Origin of the sequence: Sporosarcina soli, assembly GCF_042655805.1 — a bacterium.
Classification (GTDB): Bacteria; Bacillota; Bacilli; order Bacillales_A; family Planococcaceae; genus Sporosarcina; species Sporosarcina soli.
The window spans coordinates 51,428-69,918 of sequence record NZ_JBHSNO010000006.1 but is presented as its reverse complement, the minus strand read 5'-3'; the positions used below and the strand labels follow the sequence as shown (position 1 = coordinate 69,918).

Sequence of the window (18,491 nt, the reverse complement as noted above, 5' to 3'; positions counted from 1 at the left end):
GAATATGAATGCAGTGAATGTAACCGAAGAAACATTGTTTAGGCCATTACCAAAGCTGGACTCTGTCCTATTTAAACCCTTCTTGGAAGGAGCCACCAAAGGGAAATTGCTTGTACAAGAATGTCAGCAGACAAAGAAGAAAATTTGGCCACCCCGCTTGATTTCTCCGTATGCCCCGGATGCGGAATTGAGATGGGTACCTATTGAAGGGAAAGGGAAGGTTTACACGTTTAATGTTGTTCACCGAGCTTTCTTTCCCTATTACAAAGAAAAAGTACCGTATGCCATTGTAATTGTGGAGTTGGAGGATGGCATTCGCATGTTGGGGAATACGATGGGCATCAATCCTAATTCTATTTCAATAGGCATGCCAATGGAGGTGGCCTTTGAAAAAGTAGACGAAGAGATTGTTTTGGTACACTGGCAACCGCAGAAAGATGATTAAGAAAGGGTGAAAGTAGATGAAAGTGCAAGATGAAGTTTTAAACGGGGTACGCGTACTTGATTTTACTTGGAGTGTATCAGGAGCAACTACGGCCCGTACGTTGGCCGCTTTCGGTGCAGAAGTGATTAAAGTGGAATGGCCTAAAGCTCCAGACTATATGCGCTTTTCCATGTATGCCGAAGGAGATGAACCTGGTCTTGATAACGGAGCTTTCTTCAATAACTTAAGTGCAGGAAAAAAAGGAATCAGCCTGAATTCGAAATCGGAGCGCGGCATGGAACTTGTGCATGAACTGCTAGCGAAGTCGGATATAGTCTTGGAGAATTTCAGTGCAGAGGTATTTGAAAAGTGGGGTCTCACTTACGAAGAACTGGAGAAGATTTCCCCAGGAATTATTTATATGAGTATTTCCGGTTTAGGTCATACAGGGCGCAATAAGATGTACGGCACTTGGGGGCCGACAGCACAAGCTTTGTCGGGGATGACCTTTACTTCTGGCTTACCGGATACACAGCCTGCAGGTTGGGGCTATTCTTATCTGGATAATATAGCTGGTTACACGGGTGCATTGACCGTCTTAGCGGCTCTCAGGCATAAGAGGAAAACAGGGAAAGGACAATATATTGATATCTCTCAAGTTGAATCAGGTATTCATTTAGCAGGCGCGAACTTACTTGACTTTACAGTGAATGGCCGCTCTTCACGCCGGCCCGGATTTCCTCCAGGCAATCGCTCTATCAGTTCCACAAAGCATTCCGAAAATACTTATCGTGGTCGGGAGGCATGTCCGCATAACAGTTACCGTTGTATAGGAGGAGGAGAAAACGACTGGTGTACAATCGCTATTTTTACGGATGAGGAGTGGGAATCCCTCGTACGAGTGATGGGATCGCCCAACTGGGCAATTCAAGAAAAGTTCAAGACGAAAGAAGGGCGCATTGCTAATCAGGATGAAATAGATGCCCGACTTGAACGTTTTGCCCAAAAGTACAATAAGTTTGAGCTGATGGAATTGTTACAAAGCAATGGGATTCCGGCCGGAGCCGTGCAGACAAATGAAGAAATCATGGATCATGACCCCCAAGTCAAAGAGCGTGGATTAATCGAAACATTGGAGCACCCCTTACTGGGAGCAAGACGTTTCGAGGGTCTCCCTATTAACATGTCCAAGACCTCTCCTTACCTGCATAAAGCTGGTCCGTTAATGGGGGAAGACAACGATTATGTATTTGGAGAAATTTTAGGTTATAGTCCGGAAGAAATAGAGCAGCTAACTAACGATGGTGTTCTTTGGCCAGACGACATGCCAAAGGAATCGATTACAGGCATTCGCCCATTATGGTAGAAGGGAGCTAACGTTAATGATGAAACAAGGTGCCTTAGAAGGAATTACAATCGTAGAAATTGGTGATGAGTTAACGCAGTATGCCGGCAAGTTGCTAGTCGACATGGGAGCAGAAGTGATTAAGGTCGAACCGATCGAAGGCGTTCCCGCAAGACACGTCGGACCTTTTTATGAAGATAAGTTTGATCTGAATGGCAGTTTGTATTTTTGGCATTATAATACCTCTAAGAAATCGGTTACGGTCGATATGGAAACGGAAGAAGGACAACAATCTATCAGGGAGCTTCTTAGCCGCGCTGATGTTCTTCTGGAAGGCAATAAGCCTGGCGAAATGAAGGAATACGGCTTGGATTACGAAGTGTTAAGCAAAGAATATCCCGAGCTCATTTATTGTTCAATCACTCCATTTGGGCAGACGGGACCTTGGAGTCATTATCAGGCATCCGATCTGACTCAGCTTGCTTTAGGCGGCATTATGCAGGTGACAGGGTATGATGACGTGCCAAATGCTCCGCCAATTGCTCCGACAGGTGGTCAACGGGCTCATATAGCAGGGTATTTCTCTGCTATCGCAATTATTGGAGCTTTATTGCATCGCGATGTCAAAGGAGAAGGGCAGTACATCGATATTTCAGCTCATGATTGTATTGTTGTTTGCACGGAGATGTCCATCCCTTATTGGGAATACCAACAGGCACATGTTTATCGTCAAACAGGGCGCCATGCACTTCCTCATGCGAGTAGTCAGTGGAATTTTAAATGTAAGGACGGGAAGCATATCATTTGCTTAATGACTTATTTAAATGGGACAAGGTGGGATAGTCTCGTTGCTTGGCTAGATTCTTACGGAATGGCAGAAGATTTAAAGGATGAGCGGTATAAAAATGATAATTTCCGGGCAACACAAATGACCCATGTGAATGAGGTATTAGAAAAGTTCTGTGTCACCCATGATTCGGCGTATATCGCACATACTGCACAGAGTTTGAATTTACCATGGGCACCGATACGTGCACCTGAGGATATGTTGGAAGATTTACATTTAGTTGAAGATCGTAAAGCTTTTGTCCAAGTGGAGCATCCGGAATTGGGAAAAAGCTTCATCTATCCAGGTGCACCTTATCTTTCCAATGAAACTCCATGGCAATTGCTAAGTAGAGCACCACAATTAGGCGAGCATAATCAAGAACAGAAGCAGTTGAAGGAGCAAATATCTATGTTGTAAAGAATATTAAAAGATTGGGAAAAGAATCCATAGCAACTAGAAGGCGTTTCATCTATCAACTTATACAATTGATCTCGGAGGTGTTAATTTGAACCAGGAAAGCGAAGTTGTGGAGAATGACGTATCTACTAAAAAAATGGGAAGAAGAGCACTTGTAGGGTCTACCGTCGGAACAATCATCGAATGGTATGATTTCTTTCTCTATGCAACGGCTTCTGCATTAATTTTTCCCAAACTATTCTTTTCAGACTCGGATCCTTATGTGGCGACATTATTATCCTTCGCCACTTTTGCAGTCGGATTTCTCGCGCGTCCGGTTGGAGCGATAATTTTTGGACATTTTGGAGATCGCGTAGGACGGAAAAATGCATTGGTCATTACACTTTGGATAATGGGATTAAGCAGTTTCCTTATGGGAGTATTGCCTACTTACGCAACAATTGGATTTTTGGCTCCACTAATGTTAGTTATTCTCCGATTATTACAAGGTATTGGAGTAGGCGGAGAATGGGCTGGCTCGGTTCTCTTAGCAATGGAATGGGGAAATAAAAAGAAACAAGGTTTTACGGCAAGCGTGCCAAATGCCGGGGTTGGTGCTGGAATGTTATTATCTTCCGCTGTAGTGGGGCTTTGTATTGCCTTTACAGGAGACAATTTCTATGTTTGGGGTTGGAGAATCCCGTTTATTGCTAGTTTACTTCTATTGCTTGTTGGAATGGTCATTCGACTAAGAATTTTGGAAACGCCTTCATTCCGTAAGGTTGAGGAAGGAAATCAAGTATCTAAAATGCCGGTGTTGGAAGTGCTTCGTTTTTATCCAAAGCAAGTAATATACAGTGCGATGGCCAAAATGTCCGAGCACGCACCATTTGCCATATTTACAACATTCATGATCAACTATAGTATTAATAACTTTAAGGTAGAATCTGAGTATATGGTGAATGCCAATACGTTTGCAAGCATTTTAATGTGTATCAACATCCCTTTATTCGGATATCTTTCTGATAAAATTGGAATTAAAAAAATGTATATGATCGGGGTAATTGCAACGATCCTTTGGGCATTCCCTTATATAGGATTGATGAGTACAGGTGTACCAGTTGTGATTTTACTGGCAACGATACTATCCATGTTTCCACATAATATACAAGCTGGAGCACAACCAGCTTTAATCTCGCAAGCGTTTCCAGCAAGGCTCCGTTATAGCGGTGCCTCATTAGGAACACAAATACCCGCGGTGTTTGCTGGCGGTATTGCTCCGCTAGTCTGTACTTACCTCATCCAGACGACAGGTACCTTGTATTCTATCGGTTTTTATATCGTTTTTGTCGGTTTAATCAGTTTAATAGGTACCATTTTACTGAAAAACATCTCGCAGGTTAGTGAGGAAGTTTCCATAGCTACAAATTACGATGGACATCTATCGTTAACGAATACGGAAGACGTAAAAGCGTAGTGAAGTTCCTTTTGAAAGTGTTATTTACTACAGTGAGGTAAAATCGGTACAATCATGGATTGTTTTTATAATGAATCGTAACCAGCAAGCTTTAAATGAACATTATAAAACATCTTCGAAAGAGTACACTTGTAAAAGTTACAAACTTCGAAGGTGTTTTTGCGTTTGGAAAAACTTAAATGCAAGTGAAGTGAAATAAAGATTGAAGAAAACAAGCGGGAGCGCCAGTTGTCTCATCTGAAGATGATGAACGGGATTTTAAAGATATAAAGAGATTGAACCAGGATTAAAAAATTGTATAAATGGTAGAGAGATGTAAGGCTAGATATATGGTTATAATCATCGTGTGCTCTTTTTATGAGAGCAATTTTAGGGTGATCCTGCTATTTTTTATAGTTAAATCGAAAAAATTTCACATTATGAAAGATTAGATTTGTCTTCAATAATTTCCTCAACTATACTAGAGTGAGTATTCAGTAATTTCAGGATGTTAAATTAAATGTGGGGGGAATGCACGAGTAGGAGAGATGCTAACGACAAAAGAACATTTAACTTGATTCAGCAGAAGTCCCCCACTTCCATAAGTGGCGGGATGAATGCCAGAAAGCGTTTCAATCGGAGGGAGTCCAAACTCCCTGCTGATTCAAGTTAAGCCTCCGGCGGATGTCACAGATTTTGAAAGGAGTTAATTGAGCTTTGCTCAATTCAAAATCTGGACGCAATCACGCCGAGGCGTGATTGATTTTCTTTAAGTCTCATTAATGAATGCGGTTACAAAAAAGGGGAGAAGGGGTGGATTTGTTGTGATTGCTTCTGTTAAAAAAGCGTGTCAAATTATTAGTTGTTTTTCAAGTGATGATCCAGTGTTGGGGAATGCAGAAATTGCTGAAAGGCTTGAAATGAGCCCAAGTACAACGCATCATTTACTAAATACGCTTTGCAAAGAAGGGGTTTTAATGAAAGATCCCAATAGAAAATATCGTCTTGGTTGGAAAGTGCTCGAATGGAATAACAATGTGATGTTTCAGCAAGATATATACGATAAGGCCATTCCGCTTGTTAGAGAATTGACGCAGCGCTTTGAAGGAACAGCACATATCGCCATGTTTGATAAAGGGGAAGTAGTCTTTGTACTCAAGATGTCTTCCCAAGCATCTTCGCCGGTTCACACGTACATTGGATCTAGGAAGCCTGCATATGCAACGAGTGTAGGTAAAATATTACTTGCATATAACACTTCTTATCTAAAAGAAACGATTAGCAGAGGATTGGCAAAACAAGCTCCTAATACGATCACTGATATTGTCAAATTGAAAGAGGAATTGGCACAGGTTCGAAAGATTGGTTACTCAATCAGCAATAATGAAAATTCAACGAGCACATACGCAATTGCGGCCCCCATTCTTTCTTATTCAGGGAAAACGATTGCGGCAGTCAATCTAGTTGGACCCATTTCATATATGCAGAGTTGCAACCGTACGACGATGATTCAAAGTGTTTTAAAAACTGCTCAGTCAATCTCTCAAGAATTAGGATACATTGAAGTTTAAGTCCTCTTAGATTCCTACTTTGCAGTAAAAATTATTGAAATCCGAAAATAGTTAGCTGAAATTTCACAATGTTAAATCTTTACGGTGTAAAATAAGTCATGCTTCATTATGATGGTTGAAACTGGGAAAAAGGGGGTCTGAAGACACTTTAACTGGATGAATAATTATACTCATTCAATTAGTTGGCAACGCTTACATTAATTTTGAATGTCAAAAAAGCAAAGAAAAGAGAGAATGGGGGATTGGATGATGAAACAGAAAAATATGTTCGTTGCGGTTATCTTGGTTCTGATGCTTATGTTGGCTGCTTGTAGTGGTGGGGAAGACCAAACTGCAGAAGGAAGTACGGGAGACGGAACGTATAATTTTAAACTTGCACATATTGCGCCGCCTGACCATATTTGGAACGAAACGGCAAAGAAATTTGCGGAAGAGTTGGACGAGCGATCCGAAGGCCGCATGAAAGTGGAGCTTTACCCTGGAGGACAATTAGGGGGTGAGCCGGATATGGTGCAACAGCTTGAAACAGGTTCCATCGACTTCGGTTTCATTACAACCGCTTATTTAACCTCAAGATCCGATGCATTTAGTGCTTGGTTTGCGCCATTTCTATTCGATTCCTATGAGGAGGCATTCGAAGCGAAAGATTCAGAAATTGCTAAAGAACTCTTAGCTACATTGGATGACCAGGGGCTTCGCGCGATGGATTATTTCTTTTCCGGACATCGGACAATGATGTTCCGTGAGAAAATTAACACGCCTGAAGAAATTAAAGGATTAACGTTACGTGTAACACCGAGTCCGGCTTTACAAGATTGGTATCGTTCTTTAGGGGCAAACCCTGAATCGATTTCTTTACCGGACGTTTACCAAGCTGCTCAAACAGGGGTCATTGACGGGATGGAGATGGATTTAGATGCCGCAGTTACTTCAAACTTTAATGAAGTGACAGGTTACGGTGCGATGACGAATCATATGGTTTGGCCTTCTGTCATGATCGCGAGCGGTAAGAAATTCGACGCTATGCCCGAAGAAGATCAAGCTATTATTCGAGAAGCGATGGCCGCGGCGTCCGAATACGGGACAATGAAACGTGCTGAAATGGAAGAGGAATATATCAAGACGTTAAGGGATAGAGGTATGGAGCTATATGATATGGATGAAGCATTATTCACATCGTATAAAGAAGAGTTTGATGAAACATACAAAGCAAAAGATCCATTGATCGAGAAGTTTATAGAAACATTCCGTAAGTAGGGGGGAAGTCATTTTATGCACATCTTGAGCACTTGGATTGAAAAATTTGAAAAAGTCGTTGCAGCAATTTTAGTTGCTGCAATGACGATTATTATCGCATCGGCAGTTGTGTTCAGATATTTTTTTAATGCCCCTATTTATTGGGCGAGCGAAGCAAGTATATTCTTGATGGCCTGGTTGACGTTCATCGGAGGGAGCTTGGGACTCAAATATAAGTCGCAAGCTTCCGTTACTTTTTTAGTAGACCGATTTTCAGATCAGGGAAAAAGAATACTAGAGATTATTTCCTACACTATCATTCTAGTATTCATGGCACTTTTAATAGGCTTGAGTTATCAATGGGTCTTTTCTGTTCAACATCAAATCTCCACATCGATGCGAATTCCAATGTGGATCCCATACCTTTCCGTTCCGGTCGGCCTAACGTTTGCTTTCATCCATCTATTAAGTCACTTAATTGGGTTGTTTAAGAAACCGTTGCAAGGCGGTGAAAGATTATGATGTTACTTATCGTTATTGCACTGTTCATCGTATTTTTACTGCTAGGTATTCCTATTTCACTAGTACTTGCTATGACGTCACTTACTTATTTACTTCTTGGCGACTTAACGACGTTAATGAGTTCAGCGCCGCAGAAAATGTTTTCTGGTTTAGATAACTTCGGATTATTGGCTGTTCCATTGTTTATGCTAGCTGGGGAATTAATGAATGGTGGCGGGATCACAAAACGGCTTGTCGCATTTGCAAAAGTGCTAATTGGACATTACCGCGGAGGATTAGCATATGTCACAGTCATTGCGAATATGTTTTTAGCTTCTATTTTAGGATCGGCCAATGCACAGGCAGCTATGATGAGTAAAGTAATGGTACCGGAGATGGAGAAAGAAGGATATCCACGTGATTTTTCAGCGGCCATTACGCTTGCATCCTCCATCGTTGCCCCTATTATTCCGCCAAGTATGTTGTTCATTATTTATGGAACTCTTACAGGTGCTTCTATTGCGGATCTGTTTATGGCGGGTATTATACCTGGGATTTTAATGGGCATCGGTTTCATCATTGTAATTGGATATATGAATTATAAACACCAGTTTCCTAAAAGCGATAGAGCAAGTCTGAGAGATGTCTTCAGAACGTTTCTACAAGTGATTCCCGCAATGCTTATCCCATTTACAATTATTTACGGTATTTTAGGTGGTATTTTTACACCTACTGAATCTGCAGCTATTGCGTGTGTCATTGCCTTTATCATTGGCTTTGTTTACCGTGAATTAAAGCTGTCAAGCATTCCAGAAATCCTTGTCAATACCGTCATCAATACAGCTATTATTTCCTATTTAATTGTCACGGCAAATCTTTTTGGATTTGTCATTGCATACGAACAAATTCCACAACTTGTGGCAGAATCTATGCTTAGTTTATCCGAAAATCCATTGGTCTTTTTGCTGCTAGTAAACTTGTTCTTATTATTAGTAGGAACAGTATTGGATGGAATTGCAGCGTTGATCATTTTAGTGCCGGTCATGATGCCGCTACTCGCGACGTATCAGATTGATCCTGTTCATTTCGGTGTTATCATTTGCATTAACTTAACTATTGGATTATTGACGCCACCAGTAGGAACCGGATTGTTTATTGTATCTTCGATAGCAAAAGTGAAATTTGAACGATTGGTAGTCGCGATTATGCCGTTTTTAGCAATGGCGATTGTCATATTGCTCATCCTCACTTATTGGGAAGACGCTGTGATGTGGATTCCAAATCTCATGAAAAATTAATGTGTAAGGCCCAGTTTCTATCAAAATGAGACTGGGTTTTTATTTACGAAAATAGAATAGAAAATATTTAGAAAATTCGACATCGTGAAAGATACTCGTTGAGCGGTTTATGCAGATAATTTATATTTAAGTTACTTCAGAAGAAGTCCTTTAACTTGCTTCAGCAGAACTCCCCCACTTCTATGATTTGCGGGAGGAATGCTAGAAATCATTCCATTCAGTGGAGGTTCAAACCCGAGCTGAATAGAGGAACTCAGGCTAAGGTCGCCGCGTCCTGGATGAACGTGCCTTAATTTCTGCAAAAAACGCAGAAATACGGCCAATCAAACCCTCCGCTGTTTGATTGGCAACGCCTGAGTGACCAACATCCTGTTAGCCCAAGCCTCCGGCGGATGTCACGGATTTTGAAAGGAATCAATTGCGTTTATCTAAGTGCCTTAATTTCCGCAAAAAACGCAGAAATACGGCAAATCGAACCCTTCGCTGTTCGATTCGCAATTCAAAATCCGGACGCAATTACGCCGAGGCGTAATTGATTGGAGGCGAAGGTCACGCTGAAATAGTATTTCAAAAAGGAGGAAAGAGGAAAATGGATAGTAAAGAATTAAGGAATTGTTTTGGCCAATTCGCAACCGGTGTTACGGTGATCACATGGAAAGATGACGAGGGAAAGAACTGTGGTGTAACTGTGAATTCGTTTACATCCGTGTCACTGGATCCTGCACTTGCCCTTGTATCCATTATTAAAAATACGAACTCTTGCAAAGCGTTACAAAATCGTTCATTTGTCATTAATATTTTATCCTCTGCGCAGGAAGCGGTTGCATGGCAGTTTGCAGGGCGTCCGAATCCAGATCTTGTCATTGAGTGGGATCAGGATTCGCCGAGTGGTCCAAGGTTGAAAAATGTACTCGCAACAATTGAATGTGCACCTTGGGCTGAATATGACGGTGGGGACCATGTGCTATTCGTTGGAGAGGTTAAAGACTTCGCTTACGATAGTGAAGCAGATAGTTTGATGTTCTTTAGAGGAAAGTTTTTGAAAAACGAAAAAAATAGCGTAGTAGCTAATTAATAATCATAAGGGGGATTTTTCAATGGGTATTCGTACAGGAGCAGATTATATTAACGCAGTTAAGTCACGGCAGCCAGATGTTTGGATCGGGGGAAGAAAGATTACGAATTTATACGATGAGCCGATTTTTCGCCAACCGATTAATGAAATGGCAAGATTATTTGATTTACAACATGATCCGGAGTTTCAAGATCAAATTACGCATATTAGTGAAGAAACAGGGGAGCGTGTCAACAATGCGTATTTGAATCCTCAAAATGGAGCAGATTTGCAAGCGCGCAGACGTCTTTTTGAAGTATGGGCAGAAGCAACGTTCGGCTTAATGGGCAGAACGCCTGACTTCCTTGGAACAGTTGTGACGGCAATGGCTTCAAACGACTGGTTCTTCAGAGAATACGGCGAGGATCGCTTTGGAGATAACATCATTAATTACTATAAATATATACGCGACAACGACCTATTTTTAACACATGCGATCGTCAACCCGCAAAACGACCGAAGCAGATCATCTGCTCAGCAAGCGCGTGAGGATATGCACTTAGGAGTTGTTAAGGAAACAGAAGAAGGATTGATCGTTCGCGGTTCTAAAATGCTTGCAACGCTTGCGCCGGTTACGGACGAAGTGCTTGTTTATTCTTATCCGGGCTTTAAGCCGGGCGATGAAAAGTATGCAATTTCATTTGCGCTTCCGATTGAAACGCCTGGCATCAAAATCCTATGTCGTGAAGAAACACAAAACGGAGAGCGTTCTACTTGGGATCACCCGCTTGCTTCGAGATTTGAAGAAATGGATGCTTTGCTTGTGTTTGAAGATGTATTGGTGCCGTGGGATCGTGTTTTCATTAACCAAAACGTAGAGGCAGGAAATTTACTGTATCCGAAAACAGGCATCAACTTGCAGCCGTCTCATCAATCTGCCGTACGCGGTCTGACAAAGATTGGGTTTGTTACGGAAGTGACGTGCGCAGTTGCAGATGCAATTGGTGTGGACGGGTTCTTAAATGTTCAAACTCAGCTATCAGAACTCATTCAAGGCGTTGAAACGATCCGTGCGCTCGTTCGCACGGCAGAAGCTGAATTTGAACTTACGCCGCTAGGGGAAGCGCGGCCAAATATTGTACCATTAGAAGTTGTTCGAGGTATTCTGCCAACGCTCTATCCGAAGGCAGTAGAGATTCTTCAAACAATCGGGGCTGGAGGACTGCTCATGATGCCAACAGGGGCAGACTTTGAGCATCCTGAACTAAAAGAAATAATGGATAAGCATTATGGCGGCCGTGAAGGCATTTCTTCCGAATACCGTGTACGTCTTTTCAAACTTGCATGGGATCTTTGCGGTGAGGCATTCGGACAACGTCTTGTTCAGTACGAGCGATACTACTCAGGAGACCCGGTACGTAAACTGGGGATGTTCTACAATGTTCATAAACGGAATAACCCAGTTTACCCACTGGTAGAAAAAGCATTAAATGATTCACTTGAGCTGTCGAAAGACAAAGTTTTAAACTAATATATTTTCTTAAACCAAACGCATGTGAAGAACACTCACTTGCGTTTGGTTTTTTGTGTAACCTCTTTTGTAGAGGGTTTTTTCACATTATGAAATTTTCATATTGTGAAAATTCTTTTTTTATTTTAAGGTGAATGAATAAGAAAAAAAATGTTGTTAAGGAGGGGCTGCGATGATTGCTTCCATAAAAAAAGCCTGCCAAATTATTAGTTGTTTTTCAAGTGATGATCCGGCCCTTGGTGTAGGAGAAATTGCCGACCGGCTTGATATGCATGTCAGCACAACCCATCATATCGTCAGTACGCTTTGCAATGAAGGCGTATTGATGAAAGATAGTCGGAAAAAATACCGTCTAGGTTGGAGACTACTGGAATGGAATAATCATGTCATGTTCCAGCAAGACGTTTATGACAAAGCAATGCCATTTGTAAAGGATCTGATATCTCGTTTTAACGGAACAGCCCATATTGCCATGTTTGATAAAGGGACGGTTGTTTTTGTGTTGCGGGTATCTTCACGCGATGCAACCCCTATCCAAACGTATTTAGGGTCTAGAAAGCCTGCCTATGCAACAAGTTCTGGAAAAGTTTTATTGGCGAATAACACCATTTATTTAAAAGAGACAATTAACAGAGGACTATCGAATGATGGCCCCAATACAATTACCAATATTGAGCGTTTGAAAAAAGAATTGGCTGAGATTCGCAAAAAAGGCTATTCGATTAGCGATAGTGAAAACTCAGACGGAATGTACGGGATTGCAGCTCCAATCCTTTCGTACTCAGGAGAAATTATCGCTGCCGTCAATTTAGTAGGACCATCTTCTTATATGCAAGGAAATCATCGTGATTCGATGATTCAAAGTGTCATGAATACTGCACAATCGATTTCGAAAGAGCTGGGTTATATAGAAGTCTAAGCTAAAATGGTGATTATAAAATTTTTTATCACAGCGGGGGAATGAAACGTGACTGAAAAAATAAAGGACGTTGAGAAATTCGAGTTAGAACTTTTAAATTTGATTAACAGTTTCTTGAAAAGTGTTGGTGGAAAAGGTCCGAAGCAAACGGAAGTACGGATGATGGGAGATACGATTGTTTATATTCTTAGAGGCATTTTAACAAAGCGTGAAAAAACATTAATGTTGAATGCAGAGGGGAGGAAATTAGTCTTAGATTCCAGAAGATCATTTATGGAAATGGTGAAAGAGCGTCGCGATCGGGAATTTGAACAATTTCTTGGTTGTAAAATTGTCGAGAGCTATGAATCATGGAGTTTGGAAGACAATACCGCTATTGCTGTCTTATTATTGGACAGGGCTCTTTTTAAAAAAATATAAAAAAGCGCTTGCAATATATTGATAATTCGATATAATTCATTTAACAGCACGCAGTTCCCCTGTGTGTTTCATAACATTCATAGCAATGGGTGGTCTTAAAAAGAAGACAAACCATAGCTGTTATCGATGGCTCCTTGTGAGCGGTCTATACGGCTATGGTTTTTTGTTTTCCATTTTATAAAATGAAAGGATGAAGTGAATTGTTTACCGTCGAAAAAAATGTCGTCTATGGTGAAACTGAAATGGAATATTTAACAGCAGATTTGTACATACCTTCACAGCCCAAAGAATCTTTACCAATTTTAGTACTGGTGCATGGAGGGGCTTTCCAAGCAGGTTCAAAAGAAATGTATAAAGATTGGGGTGAAAAATTTGCGCAAGAAGGTTATTTTGTAATGGCTGTCAACTATCGACTTGCCAAGCCTGATTACGCATCTTTTCCAGGCGTAATTGAAGATCTAAAGCAAGCGATGAATTGGCTCGTTTTCAATGCCAATAAAAGAGATTTGGATATCAATAAAATCGGCTTGATCGGGGATTCGGCTGGCGCTTATTTATCTTCGTTGTTTGCCTTAAGCAATCATTCCTTTAGTTATCGGATTTGTTCAGTTATTGGTGTCTATGGACTTTATGATTTAGCTTATGAATGTAAAAATCCAATTATTGTTCGGGATGTGAATATGAACGAACGCCTCTTAGGACTTCCTTTCTATGGAAATGAAAGAGCCTTTTATGAAGCCTCCCCGATTGCTTATGTTCAAGATGCGATGGCGGTAGCAACTTTTGATACAAGCTTTTATTTAATTTGGGGTGAAAAAGATACGATTGTCAATCCAACCCAATCCGAATTATTTTATGAAGCTTTGAAAAAGGCGAACATTGAAGTTGAGATGACTAAAGTAGAAGACAAAGGGCATTTTTGGTTTAATCAGTTGCCAGAAATTGCAGGAGGGAAGGTAAGCGATTACCCGAATAATGTACTGACGCCTAAAATTATGGATTTTCTGCACAGAACTGTTAGACAAGCTTTAAATGGTCATTATTCAAAAAGGCAAATTCAAATATTAAGTAAAATTGGAGGCGATGTATAAGATGAAGGCGAATGTGGATAAGACTTTTGAAATACTTGAAAAGAAAAATTCTGAAGCAAATACAACTGGGATTAAATCGATCAGTAAAGTAACGATTTTAGTAATGATTATTTGCTGGTTTACAATTTTTGTCGAAGGTTATGATTTAGTTGTATACGGCGTTGTTTTACCAGTTTTGATGGATCCAAGTGGCTGGGGGCTAACGGCAACTCAAGCTGGTGCAATGGGAAGCTATGCACTGCTTGGCATGTTTTTGGGCTCTTCGATTGGTGGATTTTTATGCGATAAGATGGGAAGAAAAGTAATCATCATCGCTTCAATAGCGCTCATGTCCATCATGATGGTATTGACTGCGTTAGCTCCTACGCCCGAATTGTTCGGGATGTACCGTTTTTTGGCGGGATTAGGCATTGGTGGTATTGTTCCATCTGCTTCTGCCTTAACGACAGAATACTCTCCGGCAAAGTATCGCTCATTTTTCTTTGTCATTATGTATTCTGGTTTTGCGGTCGGTGGAGTGGCTGCTGCCCTATCCGGTGTATTTTTTATTGAGAGTTTCGGTTGGAGATCACTCTTTTGGTTAGGGGCAACGCCAATTTTATTCATCCCCCTTTTTATCAAGTATTTGCCAGAATCCATTAAATTTTTGCAGGCGACCAAACAGCAAGAGAAAGCCAAACGCCTGATTGAAAAATATCAGTTACCGGACGAGTTTGTGAAGGAAGAACAATCCGAAGGAACAGCCGGCGGGTCAACGTCTATTTTTTCCAAAAGATATTTGGTTTCTACGGTTTTGTTTAGCATCATCTATATTGGAGCATTTTTGCTCATTTACGGTATGAATACATGGCTGCCACAAATTATGAAAGAAGCCGGTTATCCAATGAATTCAAGTTTACTATTTTTACTGGTTTTTAACTTGTCTGCGGTTGTGGGCGGGATTATCGCCGGTGGGGTAGCGGATCGACTTCAACCGAAAAAAGTCATTAGCTTCACTTATTTCTTGGCTGCTATCAGCATTCTTCTACTTAGTATCAAATTCAATATGGTAGTTCTGTATATACTTATCGCAATTGCCGGATTCGGGACGACTGGAACGACGTTTGTGCTCGCAAGTTATGTGATGAGACAATATAATGACCAAAATAGAGCTAGCGCTTTAGGCATCGCCACGGCAATTGGTCGATTCGGTGCAATTGCTGGTCCGTTATTAGTCGGGATTCTGATGGGGATGAACGCAGGATATGCAATTAATTTCTACTTGTTTGGAATCATTGCAATCATCGCATCGATCGTAATTTTGTTCATGCCGTCATTTAATAAAGTTAATGCTGCTAAATAATTCACTTAATAAAACCTATGTTGAAAGGGGCAGTTTTTAATGAAAGAAAAATATGACTTAATTCCTAACGAAACAGCACTTCTGGTCATTGATATGCAAAACAGCTGGTGCCATCCACAAGGAAGTATTGGGCGAAACGGCTATGATGCTTCAATGATGAGGGGCATCATTCCCGAAGTAAAAGAACTTGTAAATGCCTGTAGAGAGACAGGGATATTGGATATATGGACGATTCAAAACCATTATCCAGATGATATCACTCGACAAATACATCGGATTCGCCCACATACTCACCGCTGGAAAGCTGGTCCTCCGGGTCTTAAAGACACTTGGGAAGCCGAGGTTGTAGATGAGCTTAAGGAATTGGCACAGAAACCGGCGGAGATTATCGTTAAACATCGTTTTAGCGCCTTCTTTGATACGAGATTAGATACACTTTTAAGAATGAAAGGGATCAACACGCTCCTCATATGTGGAGTAGCAACAACACATTGTGTGGAAACATCGGTTAGGGATGCTTATCAGAGGGATTACGACGTGCTTATCGCAGAAGAGGCTGTTGCCGCATTAACAAAAGAGGATCACGATGCCAGTCTTAGGTTAATGAATAAAGTGTTCGGGGTAGTAATGAAAAATGAGCAGTTACTTAGTCTTATTCAAGGTGAATCAATTCCTTTAGGTTTTGAAACTGAAAAAATAAACAATTAGGAGGCCCCACACTAAAGTCTGGAGTATATTAGTCAAATTGGACAGCGTAAATTCATAAAAAAGTATGGATTAAATTCACACAACAGTGTAGTCATTGGTAATAGTGATAGCATCAATGGTGATTTTACTGATGCCGTCAATAGAATTGACAAACGCTGGGAAGTAGGCTTGGTAAGAAGTGACTGTCTTCGGTTCATTTAGAAGGCAGTTATTTTTTGTTCAAAATGACAAAATGTTATTGACGTGACGTCATGTAGTTGTTATAGTTCTAATATACTGAAAATTATGCGGCGACAGGATGAAAGAGGTGAAAGTTAAAAATAGAGTAGACGGAAGTCTTGATTTTGAAATCAAATGAAAGCGTTTTCAATTTCTGCGGAAAGGACGAAAGATGTCCAGAAGAAATAATTTGACAGTGGGGAGGAAAAGGGAATGGCAACAGATCGACAGCTTCAAGAAATCATTGATCGTGAAAAGGGGCTAAGGCGTGGTTTAACGACGCGACAGTTAACAATGATTGCGATTGGTGGCGCAATTGGAACCGGTTTATTTTTAGGAAGCGGTTTCGCTATTAGTACGGCTGGACCAAGTGTGATTATAAGCTATGCAATTGGAGCGCTTATCGCGTTATTACTTATGGGATGTCTTGCTGAAATGACAGTTGCACATCCGACTTCCGGATCGTTTGGCGCTTATGCGGAACGTTATGTGAGTCGATGGGCCGGTTTCTCTGTTCGATATTCTTATTGGTTTTGTTTAGTTTGTGCGGTTGGGACAGAAGTGACAGCGATCGCTATTTATATGAAATATTGGTTCCCAACAGTACCGGCTTTTGTTTGGGTGCTATTGTTCTCTGGTCTCTTAATATTTGTCAATGCAACGAGTGTTAATTTATTTGGAGCCGTAGAATATTGGCTTTCGTTTATCAAAATCGCCGCAATAACTGGTTTTATTTTATTGGCAGTTTTCGTAATTGTCGGTGCAGATCCAGCGGCAAATATCGGTCCACAAAACTATACAAATGACGGTGGTTTCTTCCCGAATGGGCTTACAGGCATGTGGTTTGCAATTTTTATATCGTTATTCAGTTACTTAAGTATCGAAATGATTGCCGTAAGTGCCGGAGAAGCTGAAAACCCTGAAAAAGCAGTGCCAATTGCACTTAAATCCGCTGTTCTTCGACTCGTTATTTTTTATTTGTTAACGCTATCGTTAATGTTGATGATTGTTCCTTGGGGTGGGGCAGGGATTGAAAAAAGCCCATTTGTAAAGGTTATGGAAATTGTCGGTATACCAGGTGCAGCGGGCGTGATGAACTTTGTCGTTCTTGTAGCGGCACTTTCCGCTATGAACAGCATGCTTTATGTATCTACAAGAATGATGTTTTCATTATCGCGTGCAGGATTTGCGCCAAAAGCATTTGGTAAGCTAAATAAGCGATCTGTTCCCGCGGTTGCATTAGCGACATCTGCGATTGGAATCGCCATCGCAACACTTTATACAATTATTTCACCAGCAACAGCTTTTGCTACCATGATTTCGATTTCTAGTTTTGGTGCGATGTTTACTTGGTTTATGATCTTTATTACACATTTGAAGTTTCGGAAAACGTGGGATGCAATGGGGGGACGAAAATTGCCAGTTCGTATGATTGGTTACCCTTATTTAACAGTGGCAGGCGCGGCTTTGCTATTATTAGTCGTTTTATCCACTTGGTATTCACCTGATTTTCACGAAACATTGAAATATGGAATTCCTTGGCTTATCATTCTGACAATCTCTTATTTCATCTGGAAAAAAGTGAACGTTAAACAGCCTTTGAAGGAATTGAAAGCTGAGGAAAGCACAAATCTTATAAAATAACCGGAAATCTGAAAAGTAATAGAGCATCACTTATGACTGTTTAGAAAGTCTGTTGAAATGGACTTTCTAGGCAGTCTTTTTGCATCATTTAGAGAGATGTAGATTTATTATTCAAACTTTTTCAGGTCGTGAAAAAACAGGGGAGCTTAGCATAATCGATTTTGATAAATTAAGATAACAAATAATAATCAAGGAGCGATTGGCGATGAGCAAACCAACTGATCTGGAGCGTCTGGCTGTAATAGAATATCGGGATGGAGAACTTTTGAACGACACGCAAGATGATTCAAAAGGTTGCGGGAATGAATGCAAAAATTGTAAAGTTTGTTTTTACCGTGAGGAACAAGGGGAAGAATCAGACCTTGTATAAAAATTGTCATAAGAAGTGCGGAATTAAAAGTTTAAAAAACTTTTAATTCCGCACTTCTTTATTTTGTTTTCTAATCAATCAAAAAAGATATTGACGTTATGTCATAAACATTATACAATTACTCTATATTCAGAATA

Annotated in this window: 17 protein-coding genes; all 17 read left to right on the top strand. The window is 40.7% G+C overall.

Going from position 1 to position 18,491, the window contains the following annotated elements; genetic code table 11:
- Positions 1 to 4: 4 nt before the first annotated feature.
- The 17 genes from ACFPRA_RS12625 to ACFPRA_RS12545 all read left to right on the top strand — a co-directional run bounded on the left by ACFPRA_RS12625 (position 5) and on the right by ACFPRA_RS12545 (position 18,354).
- Entirely contained in the window at positions 5 to 445 is a 441-nt protein-coding gene (locus ACFPRA_RS12625; protein WP_381435092.1) for a Zn-ribbon domain-containing OB-fold protein, read from the top strand.
- A gap of 16 nt (positions 446 to 461) precedes the next feature.
- Entirely contained in the window at positions 462 to 1,790 is a 1,329-nt protein-coding gene (locus ACFPRA_RS12620) for a CaiB/BaiF CoA transferase family protein (RefSeq protein ID WP_381435089.1), read from the top strand.
- A 16-nt stretch (positions 1,791 to 1,806) separates the two neighbouring features.
- Positions 1,807 to 3,015: a CaiB/BaiF CoA transferase family protein gene (locus ACFPRA_RS12615; protein ID WP_381435087.1), complete on the top strand. Its 1,209-nt coding sequence runs from the start codon at positions 1,807 to 1,809 to the stop codon at positions 3,013 to 3,015.
- An 88-nt stretch (positions 3,016 to 3,103) separates the two neighbouring features.
- Positions 3,104 to 4,471 (top strand): MFS transporter, encoded by a 1,368-nt coding sequence (locus tag ACFPRA_RS12610; RefSeq protein ID WP_381435084.1) that lies wholly within the window; start codon positions 3,104 to 3,106, stop codon positions 4,469 to 4,471.
- 803 nt (positions 4,472 to 5,274) lie between these two features.
- Complete coding sequence (locus ACFPRA_RS12605) at positions 5,275 to 6,021, top strand: IclR family transcriptional regulator (RefSeq protein WP_381435082.1); 747 nt, start codon at positions 5,275 to 5,277, stop codon at positions 6,019 to 6,021.
- Positions 6,022 to 6,270: 249 nt separating this feature from the next.
- The gene (locus ACFPRA_RS12600) at positions 6,271 to 7,278 is read left to right on the top strand and encodes a TRAP transporter substrate-binding protein (protein ID WP_381435080.1); all 1,008 of its coding nucleotides are present in this window, start codon (positions 6,271 to 6,273) and stop codon (positions 7,276 to 7,278) included.
- Positions 7,279 to 7,293: 15 nt separating this feature from the next.
- Positions 7,294 to 7,779: a TRAP transporter small permease gene (locus tag ACFPRA_RS12595; RefSeq protein WP_381435077.1), complete on the top strand. Its 486-nt coding sequence runs from the start codon at positions 7,294 to 7,296 to the stop codon at positions 7,777 to 7,779.
- Positions 7,779 to 9,056 (top strand): TRAP transporter large permease, encoded by a 1,278-nt coding sequence (locus ACFPRA_RS12590; RefSeq protein ID WP_381435633.1) that lies wholly within the window; start codon positions 7,779 to 7,781, stop codon positions 9,054 to 9,056. The genes ACFPRA_RS12595 and ACFPRA_RS12590 overlap by 1 nt, the downstream gene beginning before the upstream one ends.
- A 589-nt stretch (positions 9,057 to 9,645) precedes the next feature.
- On the top strand, positions 9,646 to 10,131 hold the full coding sequence (locus ACFPRA_RS12585; RefSeq protein ID WP_381435075.1) for a flavin reductase family protein: 486 nt from the start codon (positions 9,646 to 9,648) through the stop codon (positions 10,129 to 10,131).
- A 22-nt stretch (positions 10,132 to 10,153) separates the two neighbouring features.
- The gene (locus ACFPRA_RS12580; RefSeq protein WP_381435071.1) at positions 10,154 to 11,641 is read left to right on the top strand and encodes a 4-hydroxyphenylacetate 3-hydroxylase family protein; all 1,488 of its coding nucleotides are present in this window, start codon (positions 10,154 to 10,156) and stop codon (positions 11,639 to 11,641) included.
- Positions 11,642 to 11,813: 172 nt separating this feature from the next.
- Positions 11,814 to 12,560 carry an IclR family transcriptional regulator gene (locus ACFPRA_RS12575; protein WP_381435068.1) on the top strand — a complete coding sequence of 249 codons (747 nt, stop codon included), beginning with the start codon at positions 11,814 to 11,816 and terminating at the stop codon, positions 12,558 to 12,560.
- 48 nt (positions 12,561 to 12,608) lie between these two features.
- Complete coding sequence (locus ACFPRA_RS12570; RefSeq protein ID WP_381435065.1) at positions 12,609 to 12,980, top strand: Na-translocating system protein MpsC family protein; 372 nt, start codon at positions 12,609 to 12,611, stop codon at positions 12,978 to 12,980.
- Between the two features lie 242 nt (positions 12,981 to 13,222).
- Positions 13,223 to 14,071, top strand: coding sequence for an alpha/beta hydrolase (locus tag ACFPRA_RS12565; RefSeq protein WP_381435062.1), 849 nt, complete (start codon positions 13,223 to 13,225; stop codon positions 14,069 to 14,071).
- 1 nt (position 14,072) lies between these two features.
- Complete coding sequence (locus tag ACFPRA_RS12560; RefSeq protein WP_381435059.1) at positions 14,073 to 15,413, top strand: MFS transporter; 1,341 nt, start codon at positions 14,073 to 14,075, stop codon at positions 15,411 to 15,413.
- A 39-nt stretch (positions 15,414 to 15,452) separates the two neighbouring features.
- Entirely contained in the window at positions 15,453 to 16,121 is a 669-nt protein-coding gene (locus tag ACFPRA_RS12555) for a cysteine hydrolase family protein (protein WP_381435056.1), read from the top strand.
- A 432-nt stretch (positions 16,122 to 16,553) separates the two neighbouring features.
- Entirely contained in the window at positions 16,554 to 17,984 is a 1,431-nt protein-coding gene (locus tag ACFPRA_RS12550; protein WP_381435053.1) for an amino acid permease, read from the top strand.
- Between the two features lie 205 nt (positions 17,985 to 18,189).
- Positions 18,190 to 18,354 (top strand): hypothetical protein, encoded by a 165-nt coding sequence (locus tag ACFPRA_RS12545; RefSeq protein ID WP_381435050.1) that lies wholly within the window; start codon positions 18,190 to 18,192, stop codon positions 18,352 to 18,354.
- The last annotated feature ends 137 nt before the right edge of the window (positions 18,355 to 18,491 follow it).

Bases quoted from the DNA above. Each gene is read 5' to 3' on its own strand.
- ACFPRA_RS12625 (WP_381435092.1), top strand. From the start codon at position 5: ATGAATGCAGTGAATGTAACCGAAGAAACATTGTTTAGGCCATTACCA.
- ACFPRA_RS12620 (WP_381435089.1), top strand. From the start codon at position 462: ATGAAAGTGCAAGATGAAGTTTTAAACGGGGTACGCGTACTTGATTTT.
- ACFPRA_RS12615 (WP_381435087.1), top strand. From the start codon at position 1,807: ATGATGAAACAAGGTGCCTTAGAAGGAATTACAATCGTAGAAATTGGT.
- ACFPRA_RS12600 (WP_381435080.1), top strand. From the start codon at position 6,271: ATGAAACAGAAAAATATGTTCGTTGCGGTTATCTTGGTTCTGATGCTT.
- ACFPRA_RS12595 (WP_381435077.1), top strand. From the start codon at position 7,294: ATGCACATCTTGAGCACTTGGATTGAAAAATTTGAAAAAGTCGTTGCA.
- ACFPRA_RS12590 (WP_381435633.1), top strand. From the start codon at position 7,779: ATGTTACTTATCGTTATTGCACTGTTCATCGTATTTTTACTGCTAGGT.
- ACFPRA_RS12585 (WP_381435075.1), top strand. From the start codon at position 9,646: ATGGATAGTAAAGAATTAAGGAATTGTTTTGGCCAATTCGCAACCGGT.
- ACFPRA_RS12580 (WP_381435071.1), top strand. From the start codon at position 10,154: ATGGGTATTCGTACAGGAGCAGATTATATTAACGCAGTTAAGTCACGG.
- ACFPRA_RS12575 (WP_381435068.1), top strand. From the start codon at position 11,814: ATGATTGCTTCCATAAAAAAAGCCTGCCAAATTATTAGTTGTTTTTCA.
- ACFPRA_RS12565 (WP_381435062.1), top strand. From the start codon at position 13,223: ATGGAATATTTAACAGCAGATTTGTACATACCTTCACAGCCCAAAGAA.
- ACFPRA_RS12560 (WP_381435059.1), top strand. From the start codon at position 14,073: ATGAAGGCGAATGTGGATAAGACTTTTGAAATACTTGAAAAGAAAAAT.
- ACFPRA_RS12555 (WP_381435056.1), top strand. From the start codon at position 15,453: ATGAAAGAAAAATATGACTTAATTCCTAACGAAACAGCACTTCTGGTC.
- ACFPRA_RS12550 (WP_381435053.1), top strand. From the start codon at position 16,554: ATGGCAACAGATCGACAGCTTCAAGAAATCATTGATCGTGAAAAGGGG.
- ACFPRA_RS12545 (WP_381435050.1), top strand. From the start codon at position 18,190: ATGAGCAAACCAACTGATCTGGAGCGTCTGGCTGTAATAGAATATCGG.